General features: G+C 68.7%; 14 protein-coding genes and 1 pseudogene. 6 read left to right on the top strand and 9 right to left on the bottom strand.

What is annotated here, in order from left to right; translation table 11 throughout:
• Positions 1-12: 12 nt before the first annotated feature.
• Both ASD72_RS21545 and ASD72_RS21540 read right to left on the bottom strand, forming a co-directional pair.
• Positions 13-993: an isoaspartyl peptidase/L-asparaginase gene (locus ASD72_RS21545; RefSeq protein ID WP_235578040.1), complete on the bottom strand. Its 981-nt coding sequence runs from the start codon at positions 991-993 to the stop codon at positions 13-15.
• A gap of 201 nt (positions 994-1,194) precedes the next feature.
• Positions 1,195-1,758, bottom strand: a pseudogene (locus ASD72_RS21540) (cyanophycinase); the annotation flags it as partial.
• A gap of 313 nt (positions 1,759-2,071) precedes the next feature.
• On the opposite strand from ASD72_RS21540, the gene ASD72_RS14810 reads away from it, so the two are divergent.
• From ASD72_RS14810 to ASD72_RS14800, 3 genes are all read left to right on the top strand, one after another.
• Positions 2,072-2,668 carry a sigma-70 family RNA polymerase sigma factor gene (locus ASD72_RS14810; RefSeq protein WP_056880738.1) on the top strand — a complete coding sequence of 199 codons (597 nt, stop codon included), beginning with the start codon at positions 2,072-2,074 and terminating at the stop codon, positions 2,666-2,668.
• Positions 2,646-3,680: a FecR domain-containing protein gene (locus ASD72_RS14805; protein WP_056880737.1), complete on the top strand. Its 1,035-nt coding sequence runs from the start codon at positions 2,646-2,648 to the stop codon at positions 3,678-3,680. Before ASD72_RS14810 ends, ASD72_RS14805 begins: the two co-directional genes overlap by 23 nt.
• A 133-nt stretch (positions 3,681-3,813) precedes the next feature.
• Positions 3,814-6,864 carry a TonB-dependent receptor gene (locus ASD72_RS14800; protein ID WP_235578025.1) on the top strand — a complete coding sequence of 1,017 codons (3,051 nt, stop codon included), beginning with the start codon at positions 3,814-3,816 and terminating at the stop codon, positions 6,862-6,864.
• A 357-nt stretch (positions 6,865-7,221) separates the two neighbouring features.
• Here ASD72_RS14800 and ASD72_RS14795 read toward each other — a convergent pair whose 3' ends face one another.
• Together ASD72_RS14795 and arfB are read right to left on the bottom strand one after the other, a co-directional pair.
• A complete protein-coding gene (locus tag ASD72_RS14795; protein WP_056881056.1) occupies positions 7,222-7,782 on the bottom strand; it encodes a lysophospholipid acyltransferase family protein in 561 nt (186 codons plus the stop codon).
• A gap of 40 nt (positions 7,783-7,822) precedes the next feature.
• A complete protein-coding gene (gene arfB, locus ASD72_RS14790) occupies positions 7,823-8,257 on the bottom strand; it encodes an alternative ribosome rescue aminoacyl-tRNA hydrolase ArfB (RefSeq protein ID WP_056880735.1) in 435 nt (144 codons plus the stop codon).
• A 123-nt stretch (positions 8,258-8,380) separates the two neighbouring features.
• On the opposite strand from arfB, the gene ASD72_RS14785 reads away from it, so the two are divergent.
• Positions 8,381-8,938 (top strand): DUF2059 domain-containing protein, encoded by a 558-nt coding sequence (locus ASD72_RS14785; protein WP_056881055.1) that lies wholly within the window; start codon positions 8,381-8,383, stop codon positions 8,936-8,938.
• Between the two features lie 99 nt (positions 8,939-9,037).
• On the opposite strand, the gene ung is transcribed toward ASD72_RS14785, so the two are convergent.
• The 5 genes from ung to rhlB all read right to left on the bottom strand — a co-directional run bounded on the left by ung (position 9,038) and on the right by rhlB (position 14,023).
• Positions 9,038-9,745, bottom strand: a complete 708-nt coding sequence (gene ung / locus ASD72_RS14780; protein ID WP_056880734.1) for a uracil-DNA glycosylase — start codon at positions 9,743-9,745, stop codon at positions 9,038-9,040.
• A gap of 16 nt (positions 9,746-9,761) precedes the next feature.
• Positions 9,762-10,601 carry a response regulator gene (locus tag ASD72_RS14775; protein ID WP_056880733.1) on the bottom strand — a complete coding sequence of 280 codons (840 nt, stop codon included), beginning with the start codon at positions 10,599-10,601 and terminating at the stop codon, positions 9,762-9,764.
• A gap of 14 nt (positions 10,602-10,615) precedes the next feature.
• Positions 10,616-11,560, bottom strand: coding sequence for a permease-like cell division protein FtsX (ftsX, locus tag ASD72_RS14770; RefSeq protein ID WP_056880732.1), 945 nt, complete (start codon positions 11,558-11,560; stop codon positions 10,616-10,618).
• Positions 11,557-12,243 carry a cell division ATP-binding protein FtsE gene (ftsE, locus tag ASD72_RS14765; protein ID WP_056880731.1) on the bottom strand — a complete coding sequence of 229 codons (687 nt, stop codon included), beginning with the start codon at positions 12,241-12,243 and terminating at the stop codon, positions 11,557-11,559. The genes ftsX and ftsE overlap by 4 nt, the downstream gene beginning before the upstream one ends.
• A 103-nt stretch (positions 12,244-12,346) precedes the next feature.
• Positions 12,347-14,023 carry an ATP-dependent RNA helicase RhlB gene (rhlB, locus tag ASD72_RS14760; protein ID WP_056880730.1) on the bottom strand — a complete coding sequence of 559 codons (1,677 nt, stop codon included), beginning with the start codon at positions 14,021-14,023 and terminating at the stop codon, positions 12,347-12,349.
• A 225-nt stretch (positions 14,024-14,248) separates the two neighbouring features.
• Between rhlB and trxA the strand changes: the two genes are divergently transcribed.
• Both trxA and rho read left to right on the top strand, forming a co-directional pair.
• Entirely contained in the window at positions 14,249-14,590 is a 342-nt protein-coding gene (gene trxA, locus ASD72_RS14755; RefSeq protein ID WP_056880729.1) for a thioredoxin TrxA, read from the top strand.
• Between the two features lie 208 nt (positions 14,591-14,798).
• Positions 14,799-16,481 (top strand): transcription termination factor Rho, encoded by a 1,683-nt coding sequence (gene rho, locus ASD72_RS14750; protein WP_056880728.1) that lies wholly within the window; start codon positions 14,799-14,801, stop codon positions 16,479-16,481.
• Positions 16,482-16,990 lie beyond the last annotated feature (509 nt).

The raw sequence follows: 16,990 nt of genomic DNA, 5'->3' as shown, positions 1-16,990 counted from the left end.
CGCCATCCCGGCTCAGCGCGCGGGCAGCGGATCTTCCTTGTAGATCGCCACGTGCGGCACGCCATCGCTGCCGATCCAGCCGCGGTACATGCCCTCGGTGTTGAACGGGAAGGCGATCGTGCCGTCGGCGCCCAGGGCGATCGCGCCGCCGTCGCCACCCGCCTTCGGGATATCGCGGTTGATCACGCCGTCTGCGGCACGGACCAGGCCCTGTCCGGACAGGCGCACGCGCGCGCAGATTTCGTGTGCGGCGGCGGCGCGGATGTAGTACTCGCCCCAGCCGGTACCGGACACCGCGCAGCGGTCGTCAGCCCAGGTGCCCGCGCCGATGATCGGCGAATCGCCCACCCGGCCGTAGCGCTTGTTGGTCATGCCGCCGGTGGACGTGCCGGCGGCCAGCAAGCCCTTCGCGTCGAGCGCCAGCGCGCCGACCGTGCCGAAGTAGGCCTTGCCCGGCAGCTCCAGTGGCGTGTTGCTGGCCTGGGCCTGCTTCTCTTCCTTCAGCGCATTCTGCAGTTGCTGCCAGCGCTTCTCGGTACGGAAGTACGACGGATCGACCAGGGTGATGCCCTGCTCCTTGGCGAACGCCTCGGCGCCGCCGCCGACCATCATCACGTGGCGCGACTTGTCCATCACCGCGCGCGCCAGGGTGATCGGGTTCTTGACGCGATGCACACCGGCGACCGCGCCCGCCTTGCCGGTCGCGCCGTCCATGATCGAGGAATCGAGTTCATTCTTGCCATCGTGGGTGAACACCGCGCCGCGACCCGCGTTGAACTGCGGCGCATCCTCCAGCACGGTGATCGCCGCGGCGACCGCGTCCAACGCGGGCTTGCCGGCTTTCAACTGCGCGTGGCCGGCACGCAGCGCCGCTTCCAGCGCCGCACGGGCGGCGGCTTCGTCGGCCGGCGTCATGCCGGCACGCTCAACGCCCGCGCCCCCGTGGATCACCAGCACCGGCGCATCCACCGCCACCAGCACGCCGTTGCGCACGGCATAGCGGCGCTCGGCGGCAGGCTTGTCCACGCGACCGCTCGGCAGGTGCAGCACGGAATCGACACCGGCGATCACGGTATCGACGCGATCCAGGTTCATCGCTTCGTCTTCCACCTGCTTCTGCGCGAAGCCGCCCTTCACCACCGTAGCGCCCGCGCCCGGCGCCGTCGCATAGACGCGCGCGCTGCCGTCGCCTTCGACGGCCACGGCGGCGTCTTCATCCACGCCCAGGCCCAGGATCGGGCGACCGGCCATCGACTCGGCCTTGGCCACGAACGCGATCAGGCGCCCCAGGCGGTTGCGCTCGCTGAAGTGCGTGTCGGTCAGCACGCCCTTCAGCAACGCCAGTTGCAGGAAGCCGGTTTCGATCGTGTTGTCCGGGCCGAGCGGGTCGGCCAGCGCACGCGGGCTGATCTGGCTGCCGCCATCCATCGCGCCGTAGAGGTATTCGCCCTGCATGGCCAGGCCGGCGCTGGTACCGCCCAGCGGCTTGCCCGCGCGCACGTGCGCATCGAGCGCCGCACCCACCGGCGTGCCGCGCCAGTAGCGCACATAGCGCGACTGGTCGCCGCCCGCCAGGAAGATGCCGTCTGCGTGCTTCAGGCTGCGCAGCACGGCGGGGTCGCTCGCACTTTCGCGGTCGCTGAACACGTAGGTCTCCACCGAGGCGATGCCGCCGACCTCGTTGAAGAATTCCTCGCCGATCTCGCCCGCCTGCGAGGCGCGGAGCACGACGATGTGGCCGTTGCCGGCCTTCTTCATGAACCAGTGCATGGCGTCGAAGTTGCGATCGCCGCCGCCCATCAACAGCAGGCCCGGCTCGACCTTGCCCGGCGTCTTGGCCGACACGTCGCCCAGCACGTAATGGGCGGGCTTGGCCGCGAACGCCGGCAGCGCCAGCATGAGCACCAGCATGCCGAGCGCGCTGCGCCGCACTGCACCAAGGACAGACACCATGCCATTCACTCCACGTCGAAGGTCGCGGCAGGATGCCACGCACCGATGACTTGTGGAGACGAAGCGGCGGCGCGCTTCCCCCATGCAGGATCGCGCGCGCTTGGGCTAGAGTGCGGGCATGCCCACCGAACTCGATGCATGGTTCGTCCACGAGGTGCTCGTCCATGAACGGGCGCTGGCGCTGTTCCTGCAACGCCACTGGCCGCACCGCGACGAGTGGCACGATCTGCGCCAGGAGGTGTACGCGCGGGTCTACGAGGCCGCCGGGCGCGTGCGCCCGGACGCGCCCAAGGCCTTCCTGTTCACCACCGCGCGCCACCTGATGACCGACCGCCTGCGGCGCAGCCGGGTGGTGTCGATCGAGCCGGTGGGTGATTTCGAGTCCTCGAACGTCTACCTGATCGACGAGGTGTCGCCCGAGCGCTGGGCCGGGACCCGCCAGGCGCTCAAGCGCCTGGTCGAGGCCCTGGACCGACTCCCCGACCGTTGCCGCGAAGTGGTGTGGCTGCGGCGCGTGGAGGAGTTGCCGCAGAAGGCGGTCGCCGCGCGCCTGGGCATCAGCGAGAAGACCGTGGAAAAACATCTGGCCAAGGGGATGCGCCTGCTCGCCGACCATCTGTATGGCGGCGACGAGGCGTATGCGCCGGGCGGGCGCAGGAATGCCCGCCTCGTCATGGACGAGGACGACGGACATGACCGACAGCAGGCAGATTGAACAACAGGCGGCCGACTGGCTGGTCCGCCGCGACGCAGGAGACTGGACCGCGCACGACCAGCAGGTACTGGACGCGTGGCTGTCGGCGTCGGCGCGCCACAAGGTCGCCTTCCTGCGGCTGGAATCGGCATGGTCCGAAGCCGGTCGCCTGCAAGCCTTCGCCGCAGGCCTGCCGACCGGTGGCCCGCCACCGCGCGCGGCGACCGATACGCCTGCGCTGCCCGACCTGCGCAGCATCCGCTTCGCGCCGCGTCGCGTGGTCGCGCCCCGCGGCCGCTGGCGGCACGGCATCGCCGCCACGCTGGCGCTGCTGGCCGTCGGCTCCGCCGCCTGGGGCGGCTGGCAGCTGACCGGACGCGAGGAAGCGCACTACGTGAGCGCCGTCGGCCAGGTGCAGACGGTGACCCTGCCGGACGGCTCCACCGCCACGCTCAGCAGCGACAGCCAGCTCGACGTGCGGATCAGTCGGCAGGAACGCAGCATCGCGCTGGCGCGTGGCGAAGCCTTCTTCGACGTGGCCCACGACACGCGGCGTCCCTTCGTGGTGGAAGCGCAGGGCCGGCGGGTCGCCGCCGTGGGCACGCGCTTCTCCGTGCGCCGCAACACCGACGAGCTGCGCGTGGTGGTGACCGAAGGCAAGGTGCGCCTGGACAGCGGCCCGGCCGCCGATGGCCGCGCCCAGCCCGTCGCCCTGCTGCCGGCCGGCAGCGTGGCCACCGCCGGGCGCAACGGCGTGCTGGTGCGCTCGGTCCCGGTGGCCGACGCCGAGCGCTATCTCGAATGGCGCGACGGCTTCCTGACCTTCGACGATACCTCGCTGGCCGACGCGGCCGCCGAGTTCAACCGCTTCAACACGCGCAAGCTCGAGCTGGGGGACGCCACGGTGGCCGACCTGCGCGTGGGCGGCAATTTCCGCTGGTCCAATGCCGACGGCTTCGTGCGCCTGCTCGAACAGGGGTTCCCGGTGCGCGCCGAGCGGCACGAGGATCGCATCGTGCTGCACGCGCGCTAGGCCGCCGCCCGGCTGACGAAAGTCACGGGGGGATTTGTCCGGTTCGTTCGTCCTGATGTCCAGAAGGTGCCATCCCGAGCACCTCCGGGGAGAGTCGTCCATGCGGTATCCAATGCGAGTCCTGCTGTTGAGCATGGCCTGTAGCGCGGCCTTGGCTGCGCAGGCCCAGGCGGCCCCCGGCCGCATCGACCTGCCTGCGGGCGAACTGGCGACGGCGCTGAACACGCTGGCCAAGCAGTCCGGCACGCAGTTGGTATATCGCGCCGACCAGATGAAGGGCCGCCGCACCACCGGCGTGCAGGGCGCGGCAACCACCGACCAGGCGCTGGAGCGCCTGCTCAAGGGCAGCGGCTTCGAAGCCAAGCGCGATGCCTCCGGCGCGGTCCTGATCGTGCAAGCCGACGCGACGCCGCGTCGCGCACCGGCGCCGCGGCCCGCGCCTCAGGAGGCGCCTCCCGGCGGCGGCGGCGCACAGGCGGAAGCACCCGTAACCCAGCTGGAGACCCTGCAGGTCACCGGCTCGCGCATCCCGCGCGCGCAGATCGAAGGCCCCGCGCCGATCACCGTGGTGACCGCCGAGCAGATCCAGTCCGCCGGCCTGACCACCGTCGCTGAAGTGCTGCGCTCGCTGAGCCAGAACAGCGGCAGCGTGCAGGGCCAGCAGAACACCACCAGCGCGCAGTCCACGCCCGGCGCACAGGCCGTCGACCTGCGCGGCCTTGGCCCCAACCACACCCTGGTGCTGGTCAACGGCCGCCGCATCGCCGACTTCCCGCTGCCGCTCAACGGCCGCAGCAACTTCACCGACATCGGCAACATCCCGCTGGGCATGATCGACCGCATCGAAGTGCTGACCGGTAGCGCCTCGGCGGTCTACGGCTCCGACGCCATGGCCGGCGTGATCAACTTCATCCTGAAGAAGTCCACCGACGGCACCACCATCGACTACCGCTACGGCGACACCGAACGCGGCGGCGGCGAATCCCACAAGCTGACGCTGACCACCGGCTTCGAGCGCGATGCGTTCAGCGGCATCGTCGGCCTGGAACTGATCGACAAGCGCCCGCTGTGGGGCTACGAGCGCAGCAACCAGGACTCCACCCTCGACGCGCCGACCTCGCGTCGCCGCCTGCCGCGCCTGACCGCCCAGCTCTACGACTGGGACGACGACGTCAACATCGCGCCCGCCGACGGCTGCGCCGCGATGGCGAGCCTGAACGACGGCACCACCGTGCTGGCCGAGGACCGCTTCGGCGAGCCCTACTGCGGCAGCGAGCGCGCCATCGCGTACCGGACCATCCAGAACGAACGCAAGGGCTTCAACGCCTATGGTTCGTTCGAGTACCGCTTCTCCGACAACCTGTCGTGGTTCGCCGATGTCCAGCTGGGCCGCCAGGAGGTGAAGCTGCTCACCGGCACCAACGGCAACGACGTGGTGAGCGACGTCATGGGCTGGGAGTTCCACGACCCCGACTCCACCGACAACAACGACAAGGTGTTCTACAACGCCGTCACCGGCCACTACGAAACGTGGTCGCGCCAGTTCACGCCCGAGGAAATGGGCGGCCTGCGCAACCGCATGAACACCACCACCCAGAAGACGTTCGCGGTGACGACGGGCCTGCAGGGTGCGTTCGGCGACAACTGGAACTGGGAAGCGGCCTACAACCATTCGCAGTACAAGGCCGACGTGGGCATGCCCCGCATCCGCGCCGCCGCTGCGAACGAACTCTTCCTCGGTCCGCAACAGGGTTACGACGCCGACGGCTACGCGATCTACAGCCCGGATCCGGCGCGCCTGTTCACGCCGCTGACACCGGCCGAGTTCGCGACCATCGCGGCGATGTCCACCTTCCACCCGAAGGCCGACAACGACAACCTCAGCTTCACCCTCGACACACCGGCGCTGTTCACGCTGCCGGCCGGCGACGTCGGCTTCGCCGCCGCGATCGAGTACGGCCAGCAGTCGTACGAAATCAATCCCGACCCGCTCGCCCTGACCGCCGATGCCTACTACGGCCCGCGCTACGGCGACGGCAAGGGCGACCGCGACCGCTGGAGCGTGGCCGGCGAGTTCCGCCTGCCGCTGCTGTCCTCGCTGCAGGCCAGCCTGGCCGGCCGCTACGACCGCTACGAATACGGCAACAAGAACCCGGGCAAGTTCACCTACAGCGCAGGCCTGGAATGGCGCCCGGTCGACACGCTGCTGGTGCGCGGCTCCTACGGCACCGGCTTCCGCGCGCCGGACATGCATTACCTGTTCGCGGGCGACGATTACTACCGCACCCTGTCGACCGACTACTACCAGTGCCGCACCGACGAGCCGGGCTTCACCGACGGCGACTGCTACGACGACGGCACGTGGGACATCAACACGTTCGACGTCTACACCGGCAACATGGACCTGGACGTGGAGACGAGCAAGTCGTTCTCGGCGGGCTTCGTGTGGTCGCCCTTCGCCAACTTCGACCTGGCGGTGGACTACTACCGCATCCGCGTGTCGAACCAGGTGCAGTCGCAGAGCCGCGAGCAGCTGCGCATCGACGAGGCCAACTGCCGCCTTGGCGTCACCGACAGCGGCGCCACCGTGGACGTCAATTCGCCGACCTGCGTCGATGCCCTCGCCCGCGTGATCCGTGATGCCGACGGCTACATCACCAGCGTCCACTTCGCGCCGATCAACATCGCCAACGAGGAAACCTCCGGCGTCGACGTCACCGCGAACTACCGCCTGCAGACGGCGAGCGCGGGCGACTTCCGCTTCACCGGCAGCTACACCTGGACCGACAAGCACACGCGCCAGCAGTACCCGGGCGATCCGGAAGAAGACATGCTGGACGTCAGCTTCAGCGCCACCACGCTGCCGCGCCAGAAGGGCAACCTGGGCGTGAGCTGGGATCGCAATGCATGGGGCGCCAGCGTGTTCGGCAACTATCTGGGCCGCGTCGCCAACTACGACAACGACGCGTGGACGAAGGCGACCTGGCGCTTCAACGCCGGTGCACGCTACGACGTCAACGACCACCTGCGCGTGTCGCTGACCGTCAACAACCTGCTCGACGACATGCCGCCGAAGGACGCGACCTGGGCGAACTACCCGTACTACGACACCTCGTGGTTCGACTCCACCGGCCGCAGCTACTTCCTGCAGGTCACCTGGAAGCTGGGCGGCGCGCCGCTGTAACGCGAATCTCCACGGAAAGGTACAGGGCCCGCCGCAAGGCGGGCCTTTTCTTTCCGGCTACCCCGCGGGTGCAAGCTCATCAGCCATGCCGCGGGCGCAAGCACGACGGAAACTTGCCCCTCGTCGTCCCAGCGCATGCTGGGATCCATTTCGCTCCCGCTCTATTGCATGGGCGCGATGCGTTCTGGCTGCACTTCGCCGACGGTCGGCGACTCAAGCCAGAAGCAGGATCAAGATGGGTCCCAGCGTTCACTGGGACGACGGCTCTTTCGCTTCATCGCAGAGACGCGGACTCGCGACTCGCGACTCGCATCCAGGGCTTCCACGTTCGTGTGCCGGATGATCCGGCCCAAGACCTCACACCGTCCCGCGGTTCTTCCCCTGCCACGGCTGGTACCACGCGCGGATCGCGGCCATGTCGGTGTCCATGTCGCCGGTCGGGTAGTACACGTCGCCGATGCCGACGACCTTGTCGGGGTAGTGGAAGTACGCCATCAGGATCGGCACCTGCGCCTGCTGGGCGATCTTCAGGAAGCCGCCCTTCCACTTGTCCACGCGCCTGCGGGTACCTTCGGGCGTCAGCGCGAACCACATCTTCTCTGACTGGCGGATCATCCGCACCGCCTGCTCCACCGTGCCCTGCGGCGAGCTGCGGTCCACCGGGACCACGCCCAGCTTGCGCAGCAGCGGCGACAGCGGCCACCAGAACAGCTGCGCCTTGCCCAGCACGCGCACCTGGAAGCCCATCGCGATCTTCGCCGCCATGCCCCAGATGCCGTCCCAGTTGGACGAGTGCGGGGCCACGATCATCACCAGCTTCGGAATGTCCGGCAGCGTGCCGACGATCCTCCAGCCGAACACGCGCAGGAAGGTGCGGCCCATCCAGCGGGTGAAGCGGTTCGGCGGCACCTGCGGCATGTTCGGCGGGATGCGCGGGACGATGTCGTGGCTCAAACGGTTACTCCCATTGGTTCTTCTGCGAACGGCCGCGCTTGACCTGGCTGCGCTCGCGCTTGGCGTCCAGCCGGCGTGCCTTGGCGGCGCGCGAGGGCTTGGTCGCGATGCGTTTCTTCGGCACCACCAGCGCGGCGGCGATCAATGCGGCCAGGCGCTCACGCGCATCCTGACGGTTGCGGTCCTGCGTGCGGAAGCGCTGGGCGTCGATCACCAGCACGCCCTCGTCGGTGAGCCGGCGGTCGCGCTTGGCCAACAGGCGCTCGCGCAACGCATCGGGCAATGACGGCGACGCGGCCACGTCGAAGCGCAACTCCACCGCCGTGGCGACCTTGTTGACGTTCTGCCCGCCCGCGCCGCTCGCGCGCACGAACCGTTCGACGAGTTCGTCGTCCGGTATCGACAGCGTGGGCGTGATCTCGAGTGCGGTGCTCCCCATCCGCGGATTGTAGTCAGGATGTGGGTCCGTTCGCAGCGCGCTGGCGCCCCGATCGCCGCCGATTAACACCAGATTTACTCCGGGGCAGGCACCCTACGACCCCATTCCATGCCGCCACGCCGCATGCCCAAGCTCCCGTCGATCACGGCCCGCGCCCTGCTGCGCCTGCTGCTCGCCCTCGCCCTGGTGGCGTCCGCACCGACCTTCGCTGCGGAACCCACCGATGCGGACATCGACCGCCTGCTCAAGGCATCGCGCGCCGAAAGCCTGCTGGCAGGCGTGGTGCCGCAGATGGAGGCGGTGCAGCAGCAGGAGTTCGACAAGCACTTCGCCGGCCGCGAAATGACCGACGAGCAGAAAGCCGAGGTCGCCCGCATCCAGGCCAAGACCCAGGAGATCGTCCGCACGGCGCTGTCGTGGGAAGAGATGCGGCCGGTGTACCTGGACGTCTACAAGAAGACCTACACGCGCGAAGACGTGCGCGCGATCACGAAGTTCTACGAGAGTGCCGCCGGCCAGCGCATGCTCGACAAGAACCCCGCCCTGATGCAGAACATCATGTCGGCCGTGCAGCAGAAGATGGTGCCGATGCTGGAAGCCTTGCAGGCGGAGATCAGGAACATCCCGGTGACCCCGCCCCCGCCGGTGTCGCCGCCGCAGAAGCGGCGCCGCACGCGCTGAGCGAGGGCCGTGGATAACGGCACTGTGGGAGCGACCTCAGTCGCGATGGCCTGCCGGTAGCGCCTCATCGCGACTGACGTCGCTCCCACGCCACCCCCTTCAAAGCACCAACTGCTCACGCGGCGGCAGCCGCCAGTCGATCGGCGCGTGGCCGCGCTGGGCCAGATACTGGTTGGTCGCGGAGAAATGCCCGCAGCCCAGGAAGCCCCGGTGCGCCGACAGCGGCGACGGATGCGGCGCGCGCAGCACGCGATGGCGGCGCGCGTCGATCACCTTGCCCTTGGCCTGCGCGTAGCTGCCCCACAGCAGGAACACCAGGCCTTCGCGCTCGCGTGCCAGCGTTTCGATGGCGTGGTCGGTGAAGCCTTCCCACCCCTTGCCCTGGTGGGCGCCCGCGCGAGCTTCCTCGACCGTCAGCACCGCATTGAGCAGCAGCACACCCTGTCGCGCCCACGGCAGCAGGCAACCGTGGTCGGGCGGCGGGATGCCGAGGTCGGCGTTGATTTCCTTGTAGATATTGAGCAGCGACGGCGGCACCGGCACGCCCGGCAGCACCGAAAAGCACAGACCATGCGCCTGGCCGGGGCCGTGGTAGGGGTCCTGTCCCAGGATCACGACCTTCACTGCGTCGAACGGCGTGGCATCGAAGGCGGCGAAGATCTGCGGCCCCGGCGGATAGATGCGCGCGCCGGCGGCCTTGCGCTGGCGCAGGAACGCGGACAGCTCGCGCATCTCCGGCCGCTGCAGCCAGTCGCCGATGTGCGCCTTCCAGGAGGGCTCCAGCCGGATGCGGTCTTCTTCGGTCATACCGGACGCGGGCGCCTCAGACGAGGGCGCGGGATTCGTCCATGCGCGCCAGGCGCAGCTGGAACAACACCTTCGTCACCAGCAGGCGTTCCTCGATCGGCTTCAGCACAAGGTCGTTCGCACCGGCCTGCAACAGCTCCGCCTGGTTGTCGCGGTTGCTGTCGCCGGTCATCACCAGGATCGGCAGACGGCGCTTGCCATAGACGAAATCCACGCGGATCCGCTGCACGATGTCGCGGCCGCTCAGTTCGCCCTTCAGGATCACGTCGGTCAGCACCAGGTCGAACTTGTGCGTGGACAGCCCCAGCGATTCGGCAGTGAGCAGGGCGAAGGCATCCTCGGCCTTCAGCACATGCACCACCTTCAACGACTGCCGCTCCAGCATGCGCCGGGTGGTCTCGGCGACCACGCGGCTGTCCTCGATGAAGAGAACGGTCGCCCCCACCACGGGCTCGGGCTGCACGTAGCCACGGATGAACGTCGCCAGCGCCTCGTGGCCCAGCGACTTGTCGAAGTAGTCGGTCACGAACTCGGTGAAGCGCCGCTCTTCCAGGTGCTGCTGCGCATCGCCGGACACCACGATCACCGGCACATAGGCCTGCCCGGCGGCTTCGCGCACGGTCCGCGCGATCTCCAGGCCGTCACCGTCGGGCAACGCCAGCGCGGTGGTGACCAGGTGCACTTCGCCCTGCTCCAGCGCGGTGCGCGCCTCGGCGATGCTGGAACAGCCGATGACCTGCACGCCGGGCACTTCGCGCCGCAGGACGTCCGCGATCAGCTTGCGCACCAGCTTGGAGCCGTCCACCACCATCACGCGGGGGGCGTCACTGATCAGGTGCCGGAGTTCCTGGGCCATGAAGGAGACGAGTCTCAGGTTTCTGTGGGGCGAGTCTGACGCAAGAAATGCCCCGTCACCAGCCATGCGCCCAGCCAGCCGATCGCCGTCGCGGCCGCGACCACGGCGACCGCGCCCACGGCATCCAGCCCCACCAGGGCGAACGCACTGCCATAACTGCGCGCGAGCGTCGCCAGCGGGTCGCGCAGCGCCAGGGCGGCCAGGGTCAGCAGGCCGAGCGCCAGCGCACCGGCCGCCAGGCCGTACCACGCGCCGAGGTAGATGAAGGGCCGGCGGATGAAGCCGTCGCTGGCGCCGAGCAACTGGAGCACGCCGATTTCCTCGCGCCTCGACTGGATATCCAGCCGCACGGTGTTGCCCACCACCAGCAGCGCACCCAGGCCGAACAGCGCCGCCAGCACCCATGCCAGCCGGCGACCGAAGCCCATCCACCCCGCCAGGCGATCGCGCCAGGCGGCGTCGTGTTGCAGCAGGTCGGTTTCCGGCAGCGCCTGGAGGGCGGCGACCAGGCGTGCGTCGTCGCCTTCCGGCACCACGATCAGCAGGCTGGGCAAGGGGTTGCCTTCCAGCGTGTCGAGCGAGGCGCCCAACCCGCTGCGTTCGCGGAACTCGGCCATGCCCTGCTCCGGCGTGCGCAGTTCCACATCGGCCACGTCGTCGCGGCCGCGCAGCTCGAGCGCCAGCGCCTGCGCACGCGCGACCGGCGTATCGGGCTTGAGGAACAGGTCGATTTCGCGCGACTGCTGCACATCGCCGGCGAAATGGCCGACGTTCTGCAGCGCCAGCCAGAGGCCGAGCGGCAGCGCCAGCGCGATCGCCATCACGCCGATCGTCAGCAGCGTCGCCCACGGGCGACGCGCCGCACGCCCCAGGCTGGAGACGAAGCTGTAGAGATGCTGGTCCAGCCAGATGCCGATGCCGGAGCGGGCCTGCGTCCGGACGTTCTTCGCGTCGCTCATTCGGCCAGGTCCGCGGGAGAGATGTCGTCGGCCAGTTTGCCGTGGTCGAGGATCAGCACGCGCTTCTTCATACGCTTGAGCAGCGAGAGGTCGTGGCTGACCACCAGCACGCTGGTGCCGCGCTCGGGCATCGACGCGAACAGCGACATGATCTCCGCCGCCAGGGTGGGATCGAGATTGCCGGTGGGTTCGTCCGCCACCAGCAGGCGCGGCTCGGCGACGATCGCGCGGGCGATACCCACGCGCTGCTGTTCGCCCGCCGAGAGCTGGGTGGGCAGCGCGTTCTCGCGGTGGCCCAGGCCGAGTCGCGCCAGCACCTCGCGCACGCGCTTGCCGATGTCGCCGCGACGGTCGCCGCGCAGGATCAACGGCAGCGATACGTTTTCCATCACCGTGCGATCGGTCAGCAGGCGGTGGTCCTGGTAGACCGCGCCCACGTCACGGCGATGCAGCGGAATGCGACCGCCGCGCACCTTGAGCAGGTTGCGCCCGCCGAACAGCACCGCGCCCCGCGAGGGGCGCTCGCTGAGGTGGATCAGCTTCAGCAGCGTGCTCTTGCCGGCGCCGGAATGACCGGTGACGAAGAGCATCTCGCCTTCCGCCACCTCGAAGCTGACGTCGACCAGTGCCGGATGGCCGCCGGGATATTGCTTGCTGACGTTTTCGAATCGAAGGACGCTCATGTCCGTCGATTATGCCGGAGCGGCCGAGACGCTGGCGATGCCGTGCGGGCAAAAAAGAAGCCGGGACATGCCCGGCTTCTCGTCGACCCTTCTCTCGGGCGGCTCAGCCGCCGACCAGCGAACGGATCTTGCGGCCGAGGCGCGTCAGGAAGCCTGCGTTCTCGTCGGCCGCCTTGGCGGTCGCCTTCGGTGCTGCCGGCGCGGCCACGCTCGCCACGACGCCCTCGGCCCCTTCCAGCGGGCGGCCATGGCGACGGCGACGGCGCTTGCGCGGCTTGCGATCGCCTTCCGGCGCGCCGGCGCCTTCCGGACGCACGTCGTTCGCGGGCTGCGGTGCCTGGGGCTTCGCGGCGGCCTCGCCTTCCGGACGCGGCGCGCGCGGCGGGCGCGGCTTGCCGTCGGCCGAGCGCGGGCCTTCGCGGCGTCCACCCTCGCGACGACCGCCTTCGCGGCGGGCTCCGCCGGTACCGGTCTTGCGACCACCACCGCGACGCTCTTCGTCGGCCGCCTTCTGTTCGCGGGCCTCGCGGAAGATCTGGCCGATGCTCTCTTCTTCTTCGTCGCCTTCAACGGCTTCCGGCTTCGGGCGTTCCGGCCGCGGCAGCGCGGTCAGCAACTCCGCGGTGACCGGCTCGGACGGGATCTTCTGCTCGATGTAGGCCTCGATGTCCGGCAGCGACATCGCATAGCGCTCGCACGCGAAGCTGATCGCATCGCCTTCGGCGCCGAGGCGCGCGGTGCGGCCGATGCGATGCACATAGTCTTCAGCGTCGAACGGCAGGTCGTAGTTGAACACGTGCGACACGCCGTCGATGTGCAGGCCGCGTGCGGCCACGTCGGTGGCGACCAGCAATTCCAGCTGGCCCGCCTGGAAGCGCTTCAGCAACGACTCGCGCTTCTTCTGCGGCACGTCGCCGGAGAGCACGCCGACACGGTAGCCGGCGCGTTCCAGCGCGCGCGCCACGCGCTCGACGAAGGCCTTCGTGTTGACGAACACCATCGTGCGGGCGCCTTCGCTGCGCGACAGCAGGCCGATCAGCAGCGGGATCTTCTCGTCGTCGGCGGGGTAGTACAGCTTCTGCCGCACCTTCGCCGCGGTGATGAACTCGGTCTCGACGACGAGCTTCTCCGGCTCGTTCATGTGCTCGTAGGCCAGCTCCAGCACGCGATGGGACAGCGTGGCCGAGAACAGCAACGTCTGCCGCGTGGTGCGCTCCGGCATGCGGCGCAGCAGGAAGCGGATGTCCTTGATGAAGCCCAGGTCGAACATGCGGTCGGCTTCGTCCAGCACGCACATCTCGCAGGCGTGCAGGCTGACCACCTTGTGCTGCTTGACGTAGTCGATCAGGCGCCCGGGCGTGGCGATGATGACGTCCACGCCCTTCTGCAGCAGCTCGCGCTGCTTGTCGTAGTCCACGCCGCCGTAGACCAGCGCGAAGCGCAGGCCGAGGTCGGCGCCGAACTTCACCGCGTCCTTGTGGATCTGGATGGCCAGCTCGCGGGTCGGCGCGAGGATCAGCGCGCGCGGATCCTCCGGCTTGCGTTCGGCCAGCGCCGGACGGCTCAGCAGGCGGTTCATCACCGCGACCAGGAACGCCAGCGTCTTGCCGGTGCCGGTCTGCGCCTGTCCGGCGACGTCGCCGCCCGCCAGGGCGACCGGCAGCGTCATGGCCTGGATCGGCGTGCAACGGGAAAAACCCGCGCCTTCAAGGCCTGCGAGCAGGGCCGGATGCAGGTCGAACGAGGAAAAAGTAATGTCGGTTAAAGGTTTGTCGCTCATGCCATCTTCTTTGCGCCGCAGTGTTCTGCGTGCGGCTGTGTGAATGCGGGTCGCTGTGCTTGCAACGGGGGGTCCGGCGTCGCACACTGCGCCCCCTGTGCCGGGCTGCGCGGCCGCCCAGGAGCTTCTTGAAATGGCCGCGGAACGCCCCAGTTTACCCTAAACAGACGGCCGACCCGGCCCGAACCCGTCCGCGGGGCTCCGCGGACTCCGCAGGAGACCCCAGTGAGCGATAAAGTTTCCCACGTCGGCGATGCCGATTTCGATGCCGCCGTGCTGCAGTCCGGCGAGCCGGTGTTGGTGGATTTCTGGGCCGAATGGTGTGGCCCGTGCAAGATGATCTCGCCGGTGTTGGACGAGCTGGCCCAGGCCTACGACGGCAAGCTCAAGGTGGCCAAGGTGAACGTGGACGAGAACCGCGCGACCGCCATCAAGTACCACGTGCGCTCGATCCCGATGCTGCTGCTGTTCAAGGACGGCCAGATCCAGGCGACCCAGATCGGTGCCGTCGGCAAGGGTCAGCTGACCCAGATGATCGACAAGGCCCTGGGCACCCAGGCGGCCTGATCCCCTTTCGTCCCTGGCCGCCGCCGGGGGCGTTGGCTGAATCCGCTTGAACCCGCCCTGGCGGCCCGGCTTGCCGGCGCCGCAGGCCGGTGATAGTGTCGAATCCGATCCGGCGCAGGGGATGCGCCGCACCCATCTGAAGCTCCACCTCCCTTTAGTCACCCGCCGCCGCAACGCCGGCGCTCGCCACCTAGCGAGGAATCGCAACTTGTCCGACAGCAGCAACGAAACCGGCGCCCCAGCCGAGAAGCGCGTGCGCAAAGCGCGCGTCCCGAAGACCCCGACCGCCGACGCCCCCCCCGCCGCGCCCGAAGCGCCGCAGCTCCCGCTGCCGCCGGTCGCGACCGAGCGCGCGCCTGCACCGTCCCATGAGGGCGGCGGTGAAGCCCCGGCCTCCCAGGCCCAGGGCGGTCACTCGAACGACGGCCACCCGAACGAAGGCGGCGATCGCAACGAACAGCGCGACGGCAATCGCTTCGGCAACAACAATCGCCGCGACCGTTTCCGCAACCGTCGCGAGCGCAACCGCGACCGGCAGGGGAACGACGGCATGCCGCAGGATGGCAACGGCGGCGGCCAGGAAGCCTTCGTGCCGCGCCAGCAGCCGAACGTGCCGGAAGGGTTCCCGCAGTATTCGCTGGGCGACCTCAAGCGCATGCCCGCCCCGCGCCTGCTGGACATCGCTGAACAGCTGAACATCCAGGAAGGCGTGGCCCGCGCCCGCAAGCAGGACGTGATCTTCGCCCTGCTGAAGGTGCTGACCCGCCACGGCGAAGGCGTCGCCGCCGACGGCGTACTGGAAATCCTGCCGGATGGCTTCGGTTTCCTGCGCGCCGCGGAAGCCAGCTACCTGGCCGGCCCGGACGACGTCTACATCAGCCCCAGCCAGATCCGCCGCTTCAACCTGCGCACCGGCGACCATCTGGCCGGCCGCATCCGCTGGCCGAAGGACGGCGAGCGCTACTTCGCGCTGTCGACGATCGACACGATCAACGGCGAGCCGCTGGAAGCGTCGAAGAACAAGGTGCTGTTCGAGAACCTGACCCCGCTGTTCCCGCGTCGCCGCTTCACCCTGGAGCGCGGCAACGGTTCCTCGGAAGACATCGCCGGCCGCATCCTCGACCTGATGGCGCCGCAGGGCAAGGGCCAGCGCGCGCTGATCGTGTCGCCGCCCAAGGCGGGCAAGACGATCATGATGCAGCAGATCGCCACCGCGATCACGACCAACCACCCGGACGTGCACCTCATCGTGCTGCTGGTGGACGAGCGTCCGGAAGAAGTGACCGAAATGCAGCGCACCGTGCGCGGCGAAGTGGTCAGCTCGACCTTCGACGAGCCCGCCGCGCGCCACGTGCAGGTCGCTGAAATGGTGATCGAGCGCGCCAAGCGCCTGGTCGAGCACAAGAAGGACGTGGTGATCATGCTGGACTCGATCACCCGCCTCGCACGCGCCTACAACAACGTCGTGCCCAGCTCCGGCAAGGTGCTGACCGGCGGCGTGGACGCCAACGCCCTGCACCGCCCGAAGCGCTTCTTCGGCGCCGCGCGCAACGTGGAGGAAGGCGGTTCGCTGACCATCATCGCCACTGCGCTGGTCGAGACCGGCAGCAAGATGGACGAGGTGATCTACGAAGAATTCAAGGGCACCGGCAACAGCGAAGTGCACCTGAACCGTCGCATCACCGAGAAGCGCGTCTACCCGGCCATCGACATCAACCGCTCCGGCACGCGCCGCGAGGACCTGCTGATCGAACCGGAGCTGCTGCAGAAGATCTGGATCCTGCGCAAGCTGCTGCATCCGATGGACGAGATCGCGGCGATGGAGTTCCTGCTGGACAAGATGAAGAACACCAAGTCCAACGACGAGTTCTTCAGCTCGATGAAGCGCTGAGTACCGGAAACCCCGGGAAACAGTGCCCAGAGGGCCCTCCGGTTGAGCCGGGGGGCCTTTTGTCTATCAGGCGTCCGAGGCCGGGTTTGACCACCGACCTTGACCACCGCGCAGCCGAAACCCCACCACCACGGCGGGGCATATGCGCAAAACCCAGTATCTCCAGCAACTCGGGCACTCTTGGTACCTGAGGGTCAAGGTTCCCACTACCCTTCAGGGCCGCGTGGGCAGCACTCACATCCGCCGCGCGCTGGGTACCCGTGACCTTGATGAAGCCGTGCGCCGCAAGTGGGCGGCTCTGGCTCAGGTCCGCACCTATCTGGACCAGCTGCGAACCGCAGCACCCCACCTCCAAACCTCGCTCCCCACCACGTTTGCAATTAGTTGCACGCAATCGGCGGGGAACCCGGGGTAATCCCCCCGCTTTTAGCGGACAGCAGAAGTGGAGCTAGGCAGCGAGTGCCAGTTTCTGCATGGGGGTGATGCCCCCGAGCGCCATGTTGGGGCGC

The sequence above is a fragment of the Pseudoxanthomonas sp. Root630 genome (genome assembly GCF_001427585.1).
In the GTDB taxonomy this organism is placed as follows: Bacteria; Pseudomonadota; Gammaproteobacteria; order Xanthomonadales; family Xanthomonadaceae; genus Pseudoxanthomonas_A.
The sequence above is the reverse complement of the archived record's forward strand: the minus strand, read 5'-3'. Positions and strand labels throughout refer to the sequence as shown.

Bases quoted from the DNA above. Each gene is read 5' to 3' on its own strand.
- ASD72_RS14810 (WP_056880738.1), top strand. From the start codon at position 2,072: ATGCCCACCGAACTCGATGCATGGTTCGTCCACGAGGTGCTCGTCCAT.
- ASD72_RS14805 (WP_056880737.1), top strand. From the start codon at position 2,646: ATGACCGACAGCAGGCAGATTGAACAACAGGCGGCCGACTGGCTGGTC.
- ASD72_RS14800 (WP_235578025.1), top strand. From the start codon at position 3,814: ATGGCCTGTAGCGCGGCCTTGGCTGCGCAGGCCCAGGCGGCCCCCGGC.
- ASD72_RS14795 (WP_056881056.1), bottom strand. From the start codon at position 7,782: ATGCCGCAGGTGCCGCCGAACCGCTTCACCCGCTGGATGGGCCGCACC.
- arfB (WP_056880735.1), bottom strand. From the start codon at position 8,257: ATGGGGAGCACCGCACTCGAGATCACGCCCACGCTGTCGATACCGGAC.
- ASD72_RS14785 (WP_056881055.1), top strand. From the start codon at position 8,381: ATGCCCAAGCTCCCGTCGATCACGGCCCGCGCCCTGCTGCGCCTGCTG.
- ung (WP_056880734.1), bottom strand. From the start codon at position 9,745: ATGACCGAAGAAGACCGCATCCGGCTGGAGCCCTCCTGGAAGGCGCAC.
- ASD72_RS14775 (WP_056880733.1), bottom strand. From the start codon at position 10,601: ATGGCCCAGGAACTCCGGCACCTGATCAGTGACGCCCCCCGCGTGATG.
- ftsX (WP_056880732.1), bottom strand. From the start codon at position 11,560: ATGAGCGACGCGAAGAACGTCCGGACGCAGGCCCGCTCCGGCATCGGC.
- ftsE (WP_056880731.1), bottom strand. From the start codon at position 12,243: ATGAGCGTCCTTCGATTCGAAAACGTCAGCAAGCAATATCCCGGCGGC.
- rhlB (WP_056880730.1), bottom strand. From the start codon at position 14,023: ATGAGCGACAAACCTTTAACCGACATTACTTTTTCCTCGTTCGACCTG.